This is a genomic window from Pseudoalteromonas sp. MMG005 (genome assembly GCF_018101015.1).
GTDB classification, from domain to species: domain Bacteria; phylum Pseudomonadota; class Gammaproteobacteria; order Enterobacterales; family Alteromonadaceae; genus Pseudoalteromonas; species Pseudoalteromonas aurantia.
Window position 1 is genome coordinate 99,002 of sequence record NZ_JAGJEK010000014.1, and the last position, 14,191, is coordinate 113,192.

General features: G+C 38.7%; 15 protein-coding genes. 4 read left to right on the forward strand and 11 right to left on the reverse strand.

All coding sequences use genetic code 11. The features are described 5' to 3' along the window. From J8M01_RS12545 to J8M01_RS12595, 11 genes are all read right to left on the reverse strand, one after another. Complete coding sequence (locus tag J8M01_RS12545; RefSeq protein ID WP_211058189.1) at positions 1 to 1,278, reverse strand: hypothetical protein; 1,278 nt, start codon at positions 1,276 to 1,278, stop codon at positions 1 to 3. Further along, on the reverse strand, positions 1,272 to 2,312 hold the full coding sequence (locus tag J8M01_RS12550) for a zinc-binding dehydrogenase (protein ID WP_211058190.1): 1,041 nt from the start codon (positions 2,310 to 2,312) through the stop codon (positions 1,272 to 1,274). The genes J8M01_RS12545 and J8M01_RS12550 overlap by 7 nt, the downstream gene beginning before the upstream one ends. After that, a complete protein-coding gene (locus J8M01_RS12555) occupies positions 2,309 to 3,304 on the reverse strand; it encodes an aminoglycoside phosphotransferase family protein (protein ID WP_211058191.1) in 996 nt (331 codons plus the stop codon). Before J8M01_RS12555 ends, J8M01_RS12550 begins: the two co-directional genes overlap by 4 nt. Before the next feature lie 20 nt (positions 3,305 to 3,324). After that, positions 3,325 to 3,918 carry an HAD family hydrolase gene (locus tag J8M01_RS12560; RefSeq protein WP_211058192.1) on the reverse strand — a complete coding sequence of 198 codons (594 nt, stop codon included), beginning with the start codon at positions 3,916 to 3,918 and terminating at the stop codon, positions 3,325 to 3,327. Then, the gene (locus J8M01_RS12565) at positions 3,915 to 4,835 is read right to left on the reverse strand and encodes a transketolase C-terminal domain-containing protein (protein WP_211058193.1); all 921 of its coding nucleotides are present in this window, start codon (positions 4,833 to 4,835) and stop codon (positions 3,915 to 3,917) included. Before J8M01_RS12565 ends, J8M01_RS12560 begins: the two co-directional genes overlap by 4 nt. Continuing rightward, entirely contained in the window at positions 4,835 to 5,635 is an 801-nt protein-coding gene (locus J8M01_RS12570) for a transketolase (protein ID WP_247671118.1), read from the reverse strand. The genes J8M01_RS12565 and J8M01_RS12570 overlap by 1 nt, the downstream gene beginning before the upstream one ends. Then, the gene (locus tag J8M01_RS12575) at positions 5,635 to 6,297 is read right to left on the reverse strand and encodes a class I SAM-dependent methyltransferase (protein WP_211058194.1); all 663 of its coding nucleotides are present in this window, start codon (positions 6,295 to 6,297) and stop codon (positions 5,635 to 5,637) included. Before J8M01_RS12575 ends, J8M01_RS12570 begins: the two co-directional genes overlap by 1 nt. Before the next feature lie 8 nt (positions 6,298 to 6,305). After that, positions 6,306 to 7,304 carry a GDP-mannose 4,6-dehydratase gene (locus J8M01_RS12580; RefSeq protein ID WP_211058195.1) on the reverse strand — a complete coding sequence of 333 codons (999 nt, stop codon included), beginning with the start codon at positions 7,302 to 7,304 and terminating at the stop codon, positions 6,306 to 6,308. Further along, positions 7,297 to 7,881, reverse strand: a complete 585-nt coding sequence (locus tag J8M01_RS12585; protein WP_247671119.1) for an SIS domain-containing protein — start codon at positions 7,879 to 7,881, stop codon at positions 7,297 to 7,299. The genes J8M01_RS12580 and J8M01_RS12585 overlap by 8 nt, the downstream gene beginning before the upstream one ends. Beyond that, the gene (locus J8M01_RS12590) at positions 7,878 to 8,825 is read right to left on the reverse strand and encodes an SDR family oxidoreductase (RefSeq protein WP_211058197.1); all 948 of its coding nucleotides are present in this window, start codon (positions 8,823 to 8,825) and stop codon (positions 7,878 to 7,880) included. The genes J8M01_RS12585 and J8M01_RS12590 overlap by 4 nt, the downstream gene beginning before the upstream one ends. A 68-nt stretch (positions 8,826 to 8,893) precedes the next feature. Beyond that, positions 8,894 to 9,607 (reverse strand): glycosyltransferase family protein, encoded by a 714-nt coding sequence (locus tag J8M01_RS12595; RefSeq protein ID WP_247671120.1) that lies wholly within the window; start codon positions 9,605 to 9,607, stop codon positions 8,894 to 8,896. A gap of 196 nt (positions 9,608 to 9,803) precedes the next feature. On the opposite strand from J8M01_RS12595, the gene pseI reads away from it, so the two are divergent. Genes pseI through J8M01_RS12615 form a run of 4 tightly spaced genes read left to right on the forward strand, consistent with a single transcriptional unit; the run spans position 9,804 to position 14,188 of the window. Further along, positions 9,804 to 10,847 carry a pseudaminic acid synthase gene (gene pseI, locus J8M01_RS12600; RefSeq protein WP_211058199.1) on the forward strand — a complete coding sequence of 348 codons (1,044 nt, stop codon included), beginning with the start codon at positions 9,804 to 9,806 and terminating at the stop codon, positions 10,845 to 10,847. 8 nt (positions 10,848 to 10,855) lie between these two features. Further along, complete coding sequence (locus J8M01_RS12605) at positions 10,856 to 11,104, forward strand: hypothetical protein (protein WP_211058200.1); 249 nt, start codon at positions 10,856 to 10,858, stop codon at positions 11,102 to 11,104. After that, entirely contained in the window at positions 11,101 to 12,675 is a 1,575-nt protein-coding gene (gene pseG / locus J8M01_RS12610) for a UDP-2,4-diacetamido-2,4,6-trideoxy-beta-L-altropyranose hydrolase (protein ID WP_211058201.1), read from the forward strand. The genes J8M01_RS12605 and pseG overlap by 4 nt, the downstream gene beginning before the upstream one ends. Then, positions 12,668 to 14,188, forward strand: coding sequence for a class I adenylate-forming enzyme family protein (locus J8M01_RS12615; protein WP_211058202.1), 1,521 nt, complete (start codon positions 12,668 to 12,670; stop codon positions 14,186 to 14,188). Before pseG ends, J8M01_RS12615 begins: the two co-directional genes overlap by 8 nt. The last annotated feature ends 3 nt before the right edge of the window (positions 14,189 to 14,191 follow it).

The window sequence follows — 14,191 nt, forward strand, 5'->3', positions numbered from 1 at the left end:
TTAGTTACCATCTTTAATTTTAATATCAACTATTCTAGAGAAGGCATTGGTTATATTTTCATATGTCTCTGGTTCCCATACCAATTGCTGTAAAGTATTATCTCTAAACGGATAGTGTTTACCAGGAGTGACCCCCGCTTTCTTAAAAGTACCTGTTGATATTGCAGGGTTTTTTTCATCTACTTTCATGAAGGTTATTGAGTGACATCCTTTGAGATAATTGAAAATAAAAGAGGGCCCATTTGATACAGCTAAATTTAGCCAAGCCTTTTGATACAGTGCTACCCGTGATGGGAAATCGATAGATGCAATCGGGTAACTTTCAAATTGCTTTAATTGTTCAGGTAACGGTATAGTGCAAGTAGCTGTATCTCTTATAATTACAGGGAAATATAAGGTCAAGTCCAAGGACAGTAAAAATTTCGTCCATTGCTCAATATTACTGTTCCTATCTGCATGTATCGCATACTCCCTTAAAGTTATAGTGATAACCCGTTTATCAGCGCTATAGTGATTAATAAAGTTTTGAGCAAGAATTTGTGCTTCTATAGGAGCTCGATAAACACTGAAAGTAGTATTTTTTGGCAAATTATAAAATGAACTTGTTGAAATTACGCTATTTTTTGAAACAAGATGTGCGTTATTTGGGAATACAGCTTTATCGCTGAAATCAAGAGTTTCAATTTCTTGTGCACTGCTTAATATTTGAAACCCAGCTAAACTGGGTAAGCAGTTTGCAACACCTAACAAGATTTTCGAGATACGCCAATCATAAGCCTCATCAGAGTGAAAAGGAGAAAGTAGTAACTTTTCTGGATTTGAAGACCTATTTGGAACGATAATTAAAGATAGGTGGCTTTTCGATTGTATTTTTTTTTGTACTTCTGCCATTACGCAAAAATTAATAAAGTCATAAGTAGGTAAACAGTCCCTTAAGTCATATATGGCATATAGAATACTTGATGTATTAATTATGCGTGTACTCAGCTTTATAATAGGGTCTAAAGTATTTTTCGCGTGATTGAAGAAAAATAACTTTTCATGTGGAAATCCAATTTCTTTAAGCGAATGGGTAATTTCAGTCAGGTTTTGGGAACAAATAACGACTCTAGATATGTGTTCTACACCTAGAGTTTCAAGTTCCTCAATACTGTGTACATATTGATCATCAAATTCTGCATTTCCGTCTGTTGTAACAAAGATATACTTTTCTTGATAATTATTATACTTAAGGAAAACTCTGGTGTTTTCTGTAGTTCCATAGATGGCTGTTAGCATGACGAACACTCAATAAGTGCTCTGATAATACGATGAGATTGCAAGTCATCAACTGCTGAGTTTATATCTTCGAGAGTATATTTTTTTGATATTAAGGATTCTAAGTTGAGTTTCCCACTATTGTATAGCTCAACAAACTTTGGAATATCGGTATCCGGTTTACTACCGCCTCCCCAGCTACCTCTGATAGACTTTCCTCTATGAAAAGCATGAGGTTCTAGTGTGACTTTGAGTTCGTTACTTGGATGTGATGCAAATACACATTGCCCGCCTCCATCTTTTACAGACTCGAATGCTTGCTCTATGGTTTGTACAGTACCGCCAGCTTCTAAGCTATAATCCACTCCGGTGTTGTTTGTAATGTTATAAATCTCAGAAACAGGGTCCGTAAGATCAGCATTAATTACGTGTGTTGCTCCAAGCTTCCTCGCTAAAGCTAATTTATCATCACTTACATCTACAGCAATAAGTTTTGTTGGGTTACTTAACTTAGCGGCTAGTAAGGCGCTCATACCAATTCCACCTAAACCAAAAATGGCGATACTCTTCTCAGGCTTTGGCTGTAATTCATTAAAGACTATACCTAGGCCTGTGGGCAAAGCACAGCCTAAAAGGATTGCGAGTTTATCGGGGAAGCCACTGGGCAGTTTTACGAGTCGGTTCTCTGCCACGATGGTTCTCTCACATAACGTAGTAGCACTTCCAGAGTTAATAGTATAACCATTGTGAGGATATTTTCCGCCAGGAGCATCTAAACCATTGCCTTTGATCCAACCAATAACAACCTTATCTCCAACTTCTACTTTCGTTATTCCTTCTCCAAATTTTTCTACAATACCAACTCCTTCATGGCCAAGAAGGTGAGGAAGGTATTTATCTTCACCTCTCCCTCCTTGCACTTCCATTAATTGAGAATGACAAAGGCCACTATATAAGATTTTAACTTGAACTTGCCCCTTAGTAAGGGGTGGCATTTCAATACCTTCAATAACCTTCAGTGGTTCGCCTGTTTTAAATAATACAGCAGCTTTCATATGTTTTCTCTTAATACCTTCTGTAATTCTTCGACTTTACTGGGAATGTTGAACAAATATTTATTACATTTTATTAGCTGAGCTTCTTGGGTATGTAGCAATTTTTCCCTTTGTTCATTTAAGCAAGAAATGTTCCATGAAAAAACTCTTCGCACCTGTACTTCGGGTAAAAACTCATTGAGCATGATTAGACACCATTTCAATAATGTTAACTCAAATACTTTTAGTGTATCGTTCGGTGATATCAATAATGGCCTGAATATATTTAATGAAAGCAATGCTTTTGCGTACTTTATATCAACGGGAATCGAAGGTTGAGCAAAAAAGTCTGAGAAAGTTTTCCAAGGTGTATCTATACCAGCATACTCAAAGTCGATAAAGTAATACTCAGGTTCACAGAAAAGCGCATTGTGAAAACCAAAATCTGATGGAGAAACAATGTTACGCTCTAGAGTATGCCTCCAATGAACGGGTAATTGGGACTGAATTTTTTTAAGGCGTTCTCTCACCACTGATAGGGTTTGTAAAAAATCGACGTTAAGTTTTTCTTGCCCAAATTCTTGTAATTCAAAAATGTGAAGCCTACTTGCGACAATGTCTGCAAATCCTTGTAGTGTATCGGGACTCTCACTGGCAGTATTCAAAGGTGTGAGTAAACTACATTCATTTATGCTTTTTATAAAATTAATGGCAGCATTAACGTTTTCTGAAGAGGCTCTATCTATTCCTACTCCATCAATATAAGAAAATAAGCTAGCATGCATCTTTTCATTAATTGCTATTGGTTTGGCGATATTATGAATTCCTGACTGATACAGAGCTTGAGTAAATAGAAATTCATTTTGTTGTTTATAGGACGAATGCATCGAATTTGAATTAAAGAGTTTCAAAAACCACTGTGCATTATCAGTGTATACTCGATACCCAAGATTATTTGCTCCACTTTGAATTGGAGTGAATTTAATCTCTTTTGCCCCCAGTGTATTTTTCACCCAGGTGATTATTGATGAGTTCAACATAATAAGTTTGATATGTCAGCCCAACAAGCAGCAGTATTGCTATTCTTTTCTTTAGTTAGAGGATCGAATAAGATAGCTTTACATTCATGAGGGTACTCCGTGTGGTTAAATATTTTTTGTAGGTCATCAATGAAAGCGTCACACTGTAACTCTCTTATTTTTCTTACTTTTTTCTTCAGTGTTTCATTGAAAAATAGTCGTTCTAATTCAAGTGGTGCATCAGTAGAGTTAATAAAACCATTATTACTAAGCCACTCAGTTGCGGCATTATGAAAATTGACCTTATCTCCAATTATCGGATAGCGTGTTTTATGTGAGACTAAGAAGAGTGTATGTCCTTGCTCTTTTAATAGCTTTAAAACTTCTAAACTATGAGGGTAGGGGCGTGCATGATGTATTTCTTTACCGTAAACAATGCCTTGTAATTGAGTCCATCTGGTCTCTTGGTTTTGCTGTATAAAATAGTATTTTACTGCAGGTTTACTATTTCCTGTTTCTTTAGGTATCCAGCCTAAATCTAAAGCGACATTATAAAATACCCCAGTATAGTCTGCGATTGTATTGTCAAAATCGATACCTATTTTCATATTACCTTTTTCTCAACAAGTTTTTGGTAAATAGCTTCTACTGTTAACCCAGCTTTGACACGCGCATCATCTGTTGAGTGGACTTGATCAATAAAGTGATCAGGAATACCAAACCTATGCACTGGTATCGGCTCTTTTTGCTCAGAGAGATATTCCAATACGGCACTGCCAAATCCACCGGACATATTGTGTTCCTCCAATGTAATTATGTGCTCAAAACGTAATTTGGCGTCATCGAGGTATTTCGTATCTAACGGCTTTACGGTATGAAAGCTAACCAGCTCAGCATCGATACCGTGAGAACTTAAGTGAGAATGCAGCTGCTGGGCTAATGGCATAATAGTACCTGTAGATAAAATCGATACTTTGCTGCCTTTGATCATGGTGTATGACTGCCCAAATATTAATGCTGGATCACAGGAGTGCACACTTGGCTCATTTTTTTTACCAATTCTAAAGTAGCATGGTTGATTTAACTCAATGAGTTGTGGCATCAGGATTTCGAGTTCTTGCGCATCTGCTGGACAAACGATATTCATATTGGGTAAAGAGCGCATAAGTGCGATATCTTCGAAAGAGTGGTGCGTTGGTCCCAAGTTAGCATAAGAGAGCCCGGAACCTGTACCAACGATGATTACAGGTTGATTTTGATAAGCGATATCAACTTTAATCTGCTCAAAATTACGTGCGGTAGTAAAGGGGGTTATCGTGTAAATAAAAGGTTTGTGGCCCATTATAGCAGAACCAGCAGCCATAGATGCCATATTAGCTTCGGCAATACCCGCATTAATTGTACGCTCCGCAGCAAATTCTTTTAGTGGATTAAAGAGGCGGTTTCCGATGTCGGCATAATATAGCAACAGGCTCTCATCAACTTTTGCGAGCTCTGTTAATACACGTGCAAAGGCATTTCTCATTATAGTCCCAGCTCCTTTTTAGCCATGTCTACTTCTTCAGAATTAGGAATACGATAATGCCAATTGTTGTCATTTTCCATAAATGAAATGCCTTTTCCTTTAACAGTATCGGCTACAATACAAACTGGCTTTGATATTGACTTTGCTTCGTTAAGTGCTGTTTCTAATGCACTTAGGTCATGGCCATTGAGTCGAATAGTATGCCACCCAAACGCTTCCCATTTTTTTTCTAAGGGCTCTAAATGCATAATTTGACAGCTCTCACCAGTCCCTTGCAGTTTGTTAAAGTCTACGATAGCGATTAAATTATCAAGTTGTTTACCTGCGGCAAACATGGCAGCTTCCCAAACCGTTCCTTCATTGAGCTCACCATCACCCATTAGTACATAAAAGTGATTCGGCATATTTTGTAATTTACAGCTCAGTGCCATGCCTGTAGCTAAAGACAGTGCATGTCCAAGTGAGCCGGACACGGTTTCAACACCCGCAGGCGCATTGACCCCAGGGTGTTCTTCAAAATGACTATTTGTTTTTCCGTGTTCGTACAGTGTGGTTATATCAAAAAAGTTGCGATAGGCGAGGGTTGTATACAAAGCACTGGCGGCGTGGCCTTTCCCGAGTAAAAAATAATCTCTCTCGTGCGCACTGGGTTGTTGAGGATCTATGCGCATTACCTTCCAGTAAAGCACAGCAAGAATATCTATTGCAGACAGACAACTGCCTAGGTGTGGTGTTTTTGTTTTAGATGAGACATCACACAATGTATGTCTCATCTTCGCAGTAATTGTTTTAATATTCATTAAGGTATAAACCAGTAGAAATCACCAGTGTATCCGTGATCTTGAAAAAAGACTTTCCAGTCGTCTACATGCATAATAGTTTTGGCTGTCAAAGCCCACTCAAGCATGCGCTCTTTTTCTTCGTCGTTGCGGTATGCATCGACCGTGACAAATGACTTACCTTTACTAACACGTTCGATTTCTTGTAAAGCGACCCCACATTCACGTTCATCCAAATTATGAATGGTGTTAATTGACATCACAGCGTCAAAGCTATTGTCATCAAATGGGAGAGATTTTGCATTGCCTAGCTGTAATAAATGTTTTACTTCTTCTTTTGCATTCTCTAAGGCATATTCTGAAATATCGAGTCCAGTAAGATTGATATTGGGTATATGTTGCATTAAATCATAAAGCATAAAGCCTTTGGCACATCCAACATCGAGTAAAGAGTGTTCGCTCGTTAATTTGAAGTGGGCTTGAATATCAGGAACGACCGGTTGCCAAAAGCGTGCCATATAGCTAAAACCACCATATCCATAAGTACGATCACCATCAAAAAAATCTTTGCCATATTGACGAGCAATTTCACGATCAGCTTCAGTGATGACATTTGCTCGACCCTTCGTATCTCGCTTTGATTTAGGATAATTCCTTAATAAATCGAATTCTTTACCTAACATTATGTGCCTCAAGCTTTGTGTATATAGTTGTGTGGTTGAGTTGCCAGTGTGTCGATGTTTCGTTTAACCCACTCAATCGTTCTAGTTAATCCATTCTCTAATGTAATGACATCCTTCCAATTCAATTGAGAGCGAATTTTTTTGGTATCAAGTAAGTACGCGGCATCTTTGCCCAGTCGATCGTCAGTGACTTCACACACATTTTCAAATTGTACATTCATCATTTCACAGAGCATTTCAACAATGGCACGAATAGTGATCATTCTTTCCGTTGAAATGTGATAAATTTCGCCATTATCACCCGATTCACCTATGAGCTGTGTTGCATGAGAAACGTCGTCAATATGGATAAATGAACGTGTTGAGTGCCCGCCTCCATGCAAAGGCAGCTTTTTACCAAGTAAAATATATAAAATAGTTCGGGGAATTATCCTGTAAAGTTGTTGGCCTTCACCAAAAACATTTGCTGCTCGAGTAAATACGGCAGGGAAGTCATAAACATCAGAGAAAGTATGTAGGCTCATATCGGCGGCAGCACGAGACACTGCATACGGTGTGCTTGGTTGATAGTTACGATGTTCTGCTACTAAACCTTCACAACTACCGTATACTTCAGGCGTCGATATATGAACATACTTATCAAGGGTATCAAGTTGGCGTAGTGCGTTATGTAACTTAATTGTAGATACCGCATTTGTCATGAACCAATGTTCAGGAAATTGCCAGCTTTGACCGACCATACTCTGTGCAGCAAAGTTATAGATCGTGTTTATTTTCTCCTGCTTAATGAGTAAGAGAATGTCATCCAGCTGGTGATTTAGGTCCAGTTGCTTGAACTGTAAGTGACTTTGGTGCTTGTTGTTCCATTTATACGGAAGAAGTGCGTTTACAGGTTCCACCGAGCGACTAGCTGCTAATACTTGTTTATCTTGGTTTAACATATGAGCACAAAACGAAGCGCCAGAGAAAGAGTTACTGCCAAGAACTAATATCGGTGAGTTACTCATGTTTCAATTCCTCATACAGTGCTTTCATTAAAATGTGACCAAGGATAACCTGAGTATCTTCAGAAATTTGCATATCTTGTATTTCAAAGTGGAATGGTTGATCGAGTAGAGCTTTAGCCTTTCCACCATCAAACCCTAATATACCAACGGTTGTCATTCCAATTTTGTTTGCTTCAGAGATTGCATTAATAATATTTTGTGAATTTCCACTGCCAGATAATATAAGTAACACATCATGGTGTTTGGCTTTTACTTTTAGCTGATGGGAGAAAATATTGTCGTAGCCGATATCATTCCCTAAACAAGTTAATATTGAACTATTTGCAGCAAGAGCTTCGACTTTGAGTGCATTACCTTTAGGGTGAATGCCAAAGGTAAAATCATTAGCAAGGTGAATAGCATTGGCTGCGCTTCCTCCGTTACCACATAAATAGAGAGAGCCATTTTTTTCGCGCATGCTCAGCAGAGTGTCAACTAATAATGCCAGTGCTTTAGCGTTTAACTGAGTCAGTACGTCTGTGAGTGATTGGACGTAGCTAGTTGTTAAGTGTTCGAGATTGTAACTAGGTGTACTCATAAAACTTCCTGTTGCATCCATTGCAGGTTATGAAAGCGAGGATGATCAACTAATAGACCATTTTTAAATGCATTAGCAATTTCATTAATAGCATGGGCAACCGTTTTAGTCGGTTGGAAACCTGTGGCGAGTAGTTTATCTGAATTGACACGATAGCAACGGGGATCATTTGATGGTGTAACTATTATTTCGCAATCAACTTTTTCTTTTACTCGATTTGCAATATCTAAGATAGAAATGTTTTCAAAGCCGGCATTAAACACGCCTTGTGTCTTGTTGGGGTTCTCCAGCATATAAATGTATAGGTCTGTGATATCGTCAATATGGATATTAGGCCTCACTTGTTTGCCGCCAAAAACAGTGATTTTTTTATTTTGTAATGCTTGCATTGTCAACATATTGACTGATACATCCAAACGCATACGAGAAGATAAACCACAAACGGTTGCTGGGCGTACAATTTGTACAGCCATGTCATTGGCATAACTCAATAGCACACGCTCAGCGACCATTTTTGTTTTGTTGTACTCTGATATAGGCTCTAAAGGCAAATCCTCAGTGACGTGCTCTTCGTCCTTTACTCCGTAGACACTGCCTGATGATGCGTAAATGAACTGTTTTATACCATCTCGTTTTGCTTTGTCGGCTAGTTGCATTGTGGCTAACGCACTCACCTCCCAGGTAAGCTTTGGGTTTAAGTCACCACATGGGTCGTTGGCAATCGAGGCAAGGTGAATAATCGCATCTATGCCATCTAAATTTATGTTATTTGTATCACGAACATCGCCTTTGATGACCGTTAGATTGTCATGGTTTGATAAAAAATTACCAAACCATTGAGTATCTAAGGCAATAACACGATAACCTTTAGCTAACAGCTTTGGGACTAAGACGGTGCCTTTATAACCAGTTGCACCGGTAACGAGTACGGTTTTAGAGTTCATTGTATTTTCTCAAAATTATTATGTGTAAAAACAGCCGCTACGATAATTGATATGCACATTATGCTGAATTAAACAGCTTTTTGCGCTACATGCTTATTTATATCGTACAGTTCAGGCTTTTTCTTTAACATTTTTAGTAATTCGGGGTAAGAAAAGCGCAGGGAGTTATCAAACGCGCTGTATATTGCTGTAATGGCAGAGTAATCGTCAGGCTCATCTAGTGTTAATCTATAATGGCTATAATCATCTTGAGCACTCAATGTGTAAATTGACATGGTGTTGAATTTTGCCATGCCTAAGGTGACATGTTCACGATCAGGTGTAGAGGTTGCTTTGAAATGCGTATTTGCTAGTAACTTAAATGAGAATGCACAACAATCTAACCCCCGTGGGAAGCCACTATGAGGTCCTAAATTGACCATGTCGAACGCTTGTTCTTGTCGCTTATTGATAACTTCAGAACACAAATCTTGATCTATGAGCGGGCAATCACTGGTCAATCTGACTATGGTTGTATTTTCAACTGCACCATAAAATTTAGCGGTATCGTAATAACGACCTAAAACATCATTAGTGTCGCCACGAAATGTACGAATATTGAGTTTCTTGCACAGGTCGAGTATAGGTTGTTCAGTGCCATCATTAGTCGTTGCAACGATAATATGATCATGCCAATTAGCCAGCCTTTCTATCATTATTTGAAGTACTGGTTTTTCGCAAAGAGGTAACATGATTTTTGCCGGTAACCTTGTTGATGTCATTCTGGCTTGAATGATTATCATAACATTCGACATAGCTTAGACTTGTGATAATTATCATTGAGTTCAATATAGCAAATCATTACACTGTTTCACATACCCAAAAGCCCTTAACCTACTATACAGTAAGGTAATGTTTCATTTATTGAGCAATGTTTTAGATTAAGGCACAAACTTTGCTACGCATTAATTATGAATTAAATTGAGAAGAGGAGTGTCCATGGCATTTAAATCTGAGTTTTCTATTGATGGGAAGAAAATTGGCCCAGGTCATCCTGTTTATATCATTGCTGAAATGTCCGCCAATCATGGGCAAGATTTAGAGCAAGCTAAAGCGATAGTTATTGCTGCTAAAGAGGCTGGAGCAGATGCTATTAAGCTGCAGACGTATCGTGCTGATACCCTAACAATGAAATGTGATTTACCACACTTTTATATAGATAGTGGACCTTGGAAAGGCCAGTATCTATATAATTTGTATGAAGGTGCCTATATGCCTTGGGACTTTCATAAACCATTAATTGAGCTTGCAAAGCAAATTGGTATTACGATATTTTCATCGCCTTTTGATGCAAGTGCCGTTGATTTATTAGAGTCTTTCGATTCACCTGCTTATAAGATTGCTTCACCGGAATTAATTGATCATGATTTAATTAGAAAGGTAGCAGCTACAGGTAAACCAGTGATTATGTCTACTGGAGGGGCCACATTGAATGAAATTGCTGACGCTGTTCAAGTCGCTAAGCTGGCGGGTGTGAGAGAGTTATGTGTGCTGAAGTGCACAAGTACATATCCAGCGCCAGCCGAGTCTATTAATCTAAAAACAATACCGCATATTTCGCAAAGCTTTCAATGTCCAGTGGGGCTTTCTGATCATACATTAGGGAATGATGTGCCGATAGCGTCTGTCGCTTTTGGTGTACATATGATTGAAAAACACTTTGTGTTAAGCAAAGACCACGAAACAGCAGACAGCTTTTTTTCAATGACACCTGATGAACTAAAGGCACTCGTACATGGTGTTCGACAAGTTGAAAAAGCCATCGGAACGATACATTACCCCACGAAGCCTTCACCGTACCGGAGGTGCTTATATACATCGTGTGATGTTGCTTCGGGCGCGACCTTGGATAGAACAAATGTGGTTAATATGAGACCTGGTGGTGGTGAACTTGCACCAAAAGAGTTACCTAACGTGGTTGGAAGAATAGCCGCACACTTTTTACCAAAAGGTACTCAATTGAGCTGGAAAGATATTATATAGATGAGTTAATGATGAACAAAGAACATTTACTAATATTCTTCTCTGATTTTTTAATGGCCAGAGGAATTGAACGCACTGATGAAGCACTATTAAATTTTAATTTTGTTGCATCGGGTTTACTTGATTCATTCGAAGTTTTATCGATGATAATGGAACTGGAATTAATCTCGGGAGTAAAGTTGACGCCTTTACAGTTAGTCGATGAGAAAAATGCGACTGTCTTTGGGCTTGTTTCTACTATTTTAGAGTCACTATGAATATTATTGCAAGAATTTCTACATGCGCAGGGATTGGGCATTTAATGCGCATGAAGTGGCTATTGCACGAATTTATGTTGAGAAACTATAAACTCTCGTTGATTTTAGATGAGAGCTCGGTTGATGTGAGCTATTTACTAAAAGACATTAAATGTGAACTGTATTACGTCGAGACAAACAGCAAAAGCGACCTTGGGGTGGTTCAATCAGTTATAGAGTCAGTAAGGCCAGACTTTATTTTTATCGATCACTATGAACTTGGTTTTAAGTATGAGGTTGAGTTACAGGCTTTTGGCGGCAAAGTTGTGGTTTTCGATGATCTTGCTAACTCTCATTATTGCGACTTTCTTTTTGACGCTAAATGGCAGGGAAGTGAGACGAGTAAGAGGTACGAGAATAAACTACCTGAGAGGGCTCGGATATACCAAGGGCCTGAGTTTGCTTTATTATCACCGGAATACTCGAATATTGAATATAAAAAGGAGAGCGATGATGAGAAGCGTCAAATTTTGTTATCACTTGGTGGTGGTGGCGATTTAGCTTTATTTGCAGGCTTGTTAAGTGCCATTCCAAAATTACTATTGAAAACATTACGCATCTCGGTTGTTGTTGGGCCACAAGCTCAGAATAGACATATATTAGACTCTATATGTTACAACATGCCTGAAGTGACTTTATTGGAAGCACCTTTGTCGTTGGCAAAGCATTATGCAGAGTGTGATTTATTTATTGGTGCCTTGGGTACTTCATTGTATGAACTTGCCGCATTACAGGTACCAAGTATTACTTTTTCAATTGCAAAAAATCAGCATAATGAGTTATCTCATTTAGAAGCGTTGGGGCATTTTTTTCACCTTGATTCTATTGATTTAACGCAAATGAAGCGATTGGGAGAAAATGTCGCTAATTTTCTAAATGCATTACCAAGAATCGCTGATATGAGGAAGCAGAGTTCCTTGGTTGTCGACGGCGTTGGTGTTCAGAGAGTCGCTAATATACTCACTGGGACAGAATATAATACTCGTGCAAGAACGGTAGACAGATATGTGCACGCGTATAAGCATTTATCAAGCGATGTATCTGTGAGACCCGTATTTGATGGGGATATAAATGATTATTTAGTGGCTAGAAATAAGCCTAGTAATGCAAAGAGAATGACGGTAAAAGAACCAATTGAACGATTAACGCATTATCTATGGTGGTTTAATAATAACCGACATTCATATGCGGTTGAACACAATGGTAAGGTTATTGCGTATATTTGGCATCAATTATATCGGCAGGACAATGCTGAATACCTTTATGGTGGATGGTTTACCGCTGATGAGGATGTGCCTTTTAATATTGCGATACTAATTTTACAGTGGCAGTTAGACTTTTGCAGCGAACTCAACCCTCAAGCGCATTGGCTAGCGGTAATACACAAAGAAAACAAGTTCGTTAATTTATTAAATCGTTATATGGGGTTTGTCGAAACTCCTGTGGATTCTTCTTTTTATGTAGCGACGCAAAGTCTTTTTCCAAACGCTGATGCTCAGTTTAATTTTGTGATGCGGTATGCCAATGAATAACTCAAATATATATCAATTAGTGGCGGAATATCGTGTCGCCACCCCAACCAAAGTAGCCTGTATATATCAAAATGAGGCGATTACCTATAGAGACTTGATAAATAAAGTTGATAACTTAGCAAGTGGTATGTGGCAACTTGGAGTAGACAATAAAAGCACAATAGCATTGTTTTGCCCAAATAATATTGAGTTCGCTTTATGTTTGCTAGCTACTGCAAAGTTAGGAGCTGCTATAGTGCCCTTACCTTTAACATTAAAAGGTGAGGCGTTAGAAATTGCGTTACACAGTGCTCAATGTGATTTTGTATTCGCATGGCCGACCGTCGCGAAAGCGATTGTTGACTTGGAGTGTATACTCGGGGAGCGTATAGTGACGATCGGTAATATTGCATTGACAGAATTTACGTTGGAGCAATTATGGCTACAAGATTTGGTGGATTTTCCAAGTGGGTCGAGTAACAGCCCCTATATTTTGACAATGACTTCTGGTTCTACAGGTCGGCCGAAACCTATTGTTTTCACCCAAAATACCAAAATTAATCGCGTATTTACAGCGACTGTAGATTATTACAACCTTTCCAATGAAGAGGTTGTCCTGGTTTCGACACCGCTATATCATTCGTTAGCCCAGCGAAGTTTGTTAATGCCGTTAATGTTAGGTGCAACAGCCGTTATATTGCCTAAGTTTACGGTACAAGCTTGGCTAATGGCGATAGAGACCCATAACGTTAGCTTTTTGTTCGCGGTATCTAGTCAGTTAAAAGCACTAATAAGGCCGCTTCAAGGTCGAAATTTGACGAGTTTAAGGTGTGTTGTTTCTTCGTCAGCTACCTTAGATGAAACTGATAAATCAAAACTATTAGAGCTTTTGGAGTGTCGATTTCATGAATGTTATGGAGCCTCCGAAATGGGAGTTATTAGCGATTTTGATATAACAGAACCAGGGGTTCCACTAAAAAGCGTGGGGCGTCCATTGCCTCATGTTCAAGTAAAGATATGCTCAGTTGAACGTGAGAGTTTAGCGTTTGGGGAAGTTGGCGAAATAGCATGTCGTTCAGATACGCAGTTTGTTGGGTATTTTAATTTAACACAACAAACACGTGAGAGTTATGATGCACAGGGATACTTCTATACTGGAGACTTAGGTTACTTGGATGAAAGAGGCTATTTGTACTACGTAGGACGTACAAAAGAAGTGATTAAATCAGGCGGGATAAACGTTTTCCCAAGTGATATTGAGTTAGTGACCAGTCAACTGCCTTGGATAGACGAATGCGCGGCACTAGGTGTTGAAGACACTCAATTTGGAGAGGTTATTTTAGTCGCATATACGTTAAAAAATAAGGTGCCAAAGGACACCAAATCACAACTAAAGTTACACTTTCTATCGCAATTAACTGATTACCAGCAGCCAAGAATATTATTAGAATTAAGTACGTTACCCAAAACAGAAATGGGGAAAATTCATAAGCCTAGTATTAAACGCATATATGAATCGTCTGACTTGACTTAGCTA

Bases quoted from the DNA above. Each gene is read 5' to 3' on its own strand.
- J8M01_RS12560 (WP_211058192.1), bottom strand. From the start codon at position 3,918: ATGAAAATAGGTATCGATTTTGACAATACAATCGCAGACTATACTGGG.
- pseI (WP_211058199.1), top strand. From the start codon at position 9,804: ATGGCATTTAAATCTGAGTTTTCTATTGATGGGAAGAAAATTGGCCCA.
- J8M01_RS12545 (WP_211058189.1), bottom strand. From the start codon at position 1,278: ATGCTAACAGCCATCTATGGAACTACAGAAAACACCAGAGTTTTCCTT.
- pseG (WP_211058201.1), top strand. From the start codon at position 11,101: ATGAATATTATTGCAAGAATTTCTACATGCGCAGGGATTGGGCATTTA.
- J8M01_RS12590 (WP_211058197.1), bottom strand. From the start codon at position 8,825: ATGAACTCTAAAACCGTACTCGTTACCGGTGCAACTGGTTATAAAGGC.
- J8M01_RS12575 (WP_211058194.1), bottom strand. From the start codon at position 6,297: ATGTTAGGTAAAGAATTCGATTTATTAAGGAATTATCCTAAATCAAAG.
- J8M01_RS12550 (WP_211058190.1), bottom strand. From the start codon at position 2,312: ATGAAAGCTGCTGTATTATTTAAAACAGGCGAACCACTGAAGGTTATT.
- J8M01_RS12580 (WP_211058195.1), bottom strand. From the start codon at position 7,304: ATGAGTAACTCACCGATATTAGTTCTTGGCAGTAACTCTTTCTCTGGC.
- J8M01_RS12565 (WP_211058193.1), bottom strand. From the start codon at position 4,835: ATGAGAAATGCCTTTGCACGTGTATTAACAGAGCTCGCAAAAGTTGAT.
- J8M01_RS12615 (WP_211058202.1), top strand. From the start codon at position 12,668: ATGAATAACTCAAATATATATCAATTAGTGGCGGAATATCGTGTCGCC.
- J8M01_RS12585 (WP_247671119.1), bottom strand. From the start codon at position 7,881: ATGAGTACACCTAGTTACAATCTCGAACACTTAACAACTAGCTACGTC.
- J8M01_RS12605 (WP_211058200.1), top strand. From the start codon at position 10,856: ATGATGAACAAAGAACATTTACTAATATTCTTCTCTGATTTTTTAATG.
- J8M01_RS12595 (WP_247671120.1), bottom strand. From the start codon at position 9,607: ATGATAATCATTCAAGCCAGAATGACATCAACAAGGTTACCGGCAAAA.
- J8M01_RS12570 (WP_247671118.1), bottom strand. From the start codon at position 5,635: ATGAATATTAAAACAATTACTGCGAAGATGAGACATACATTGTGTGAT.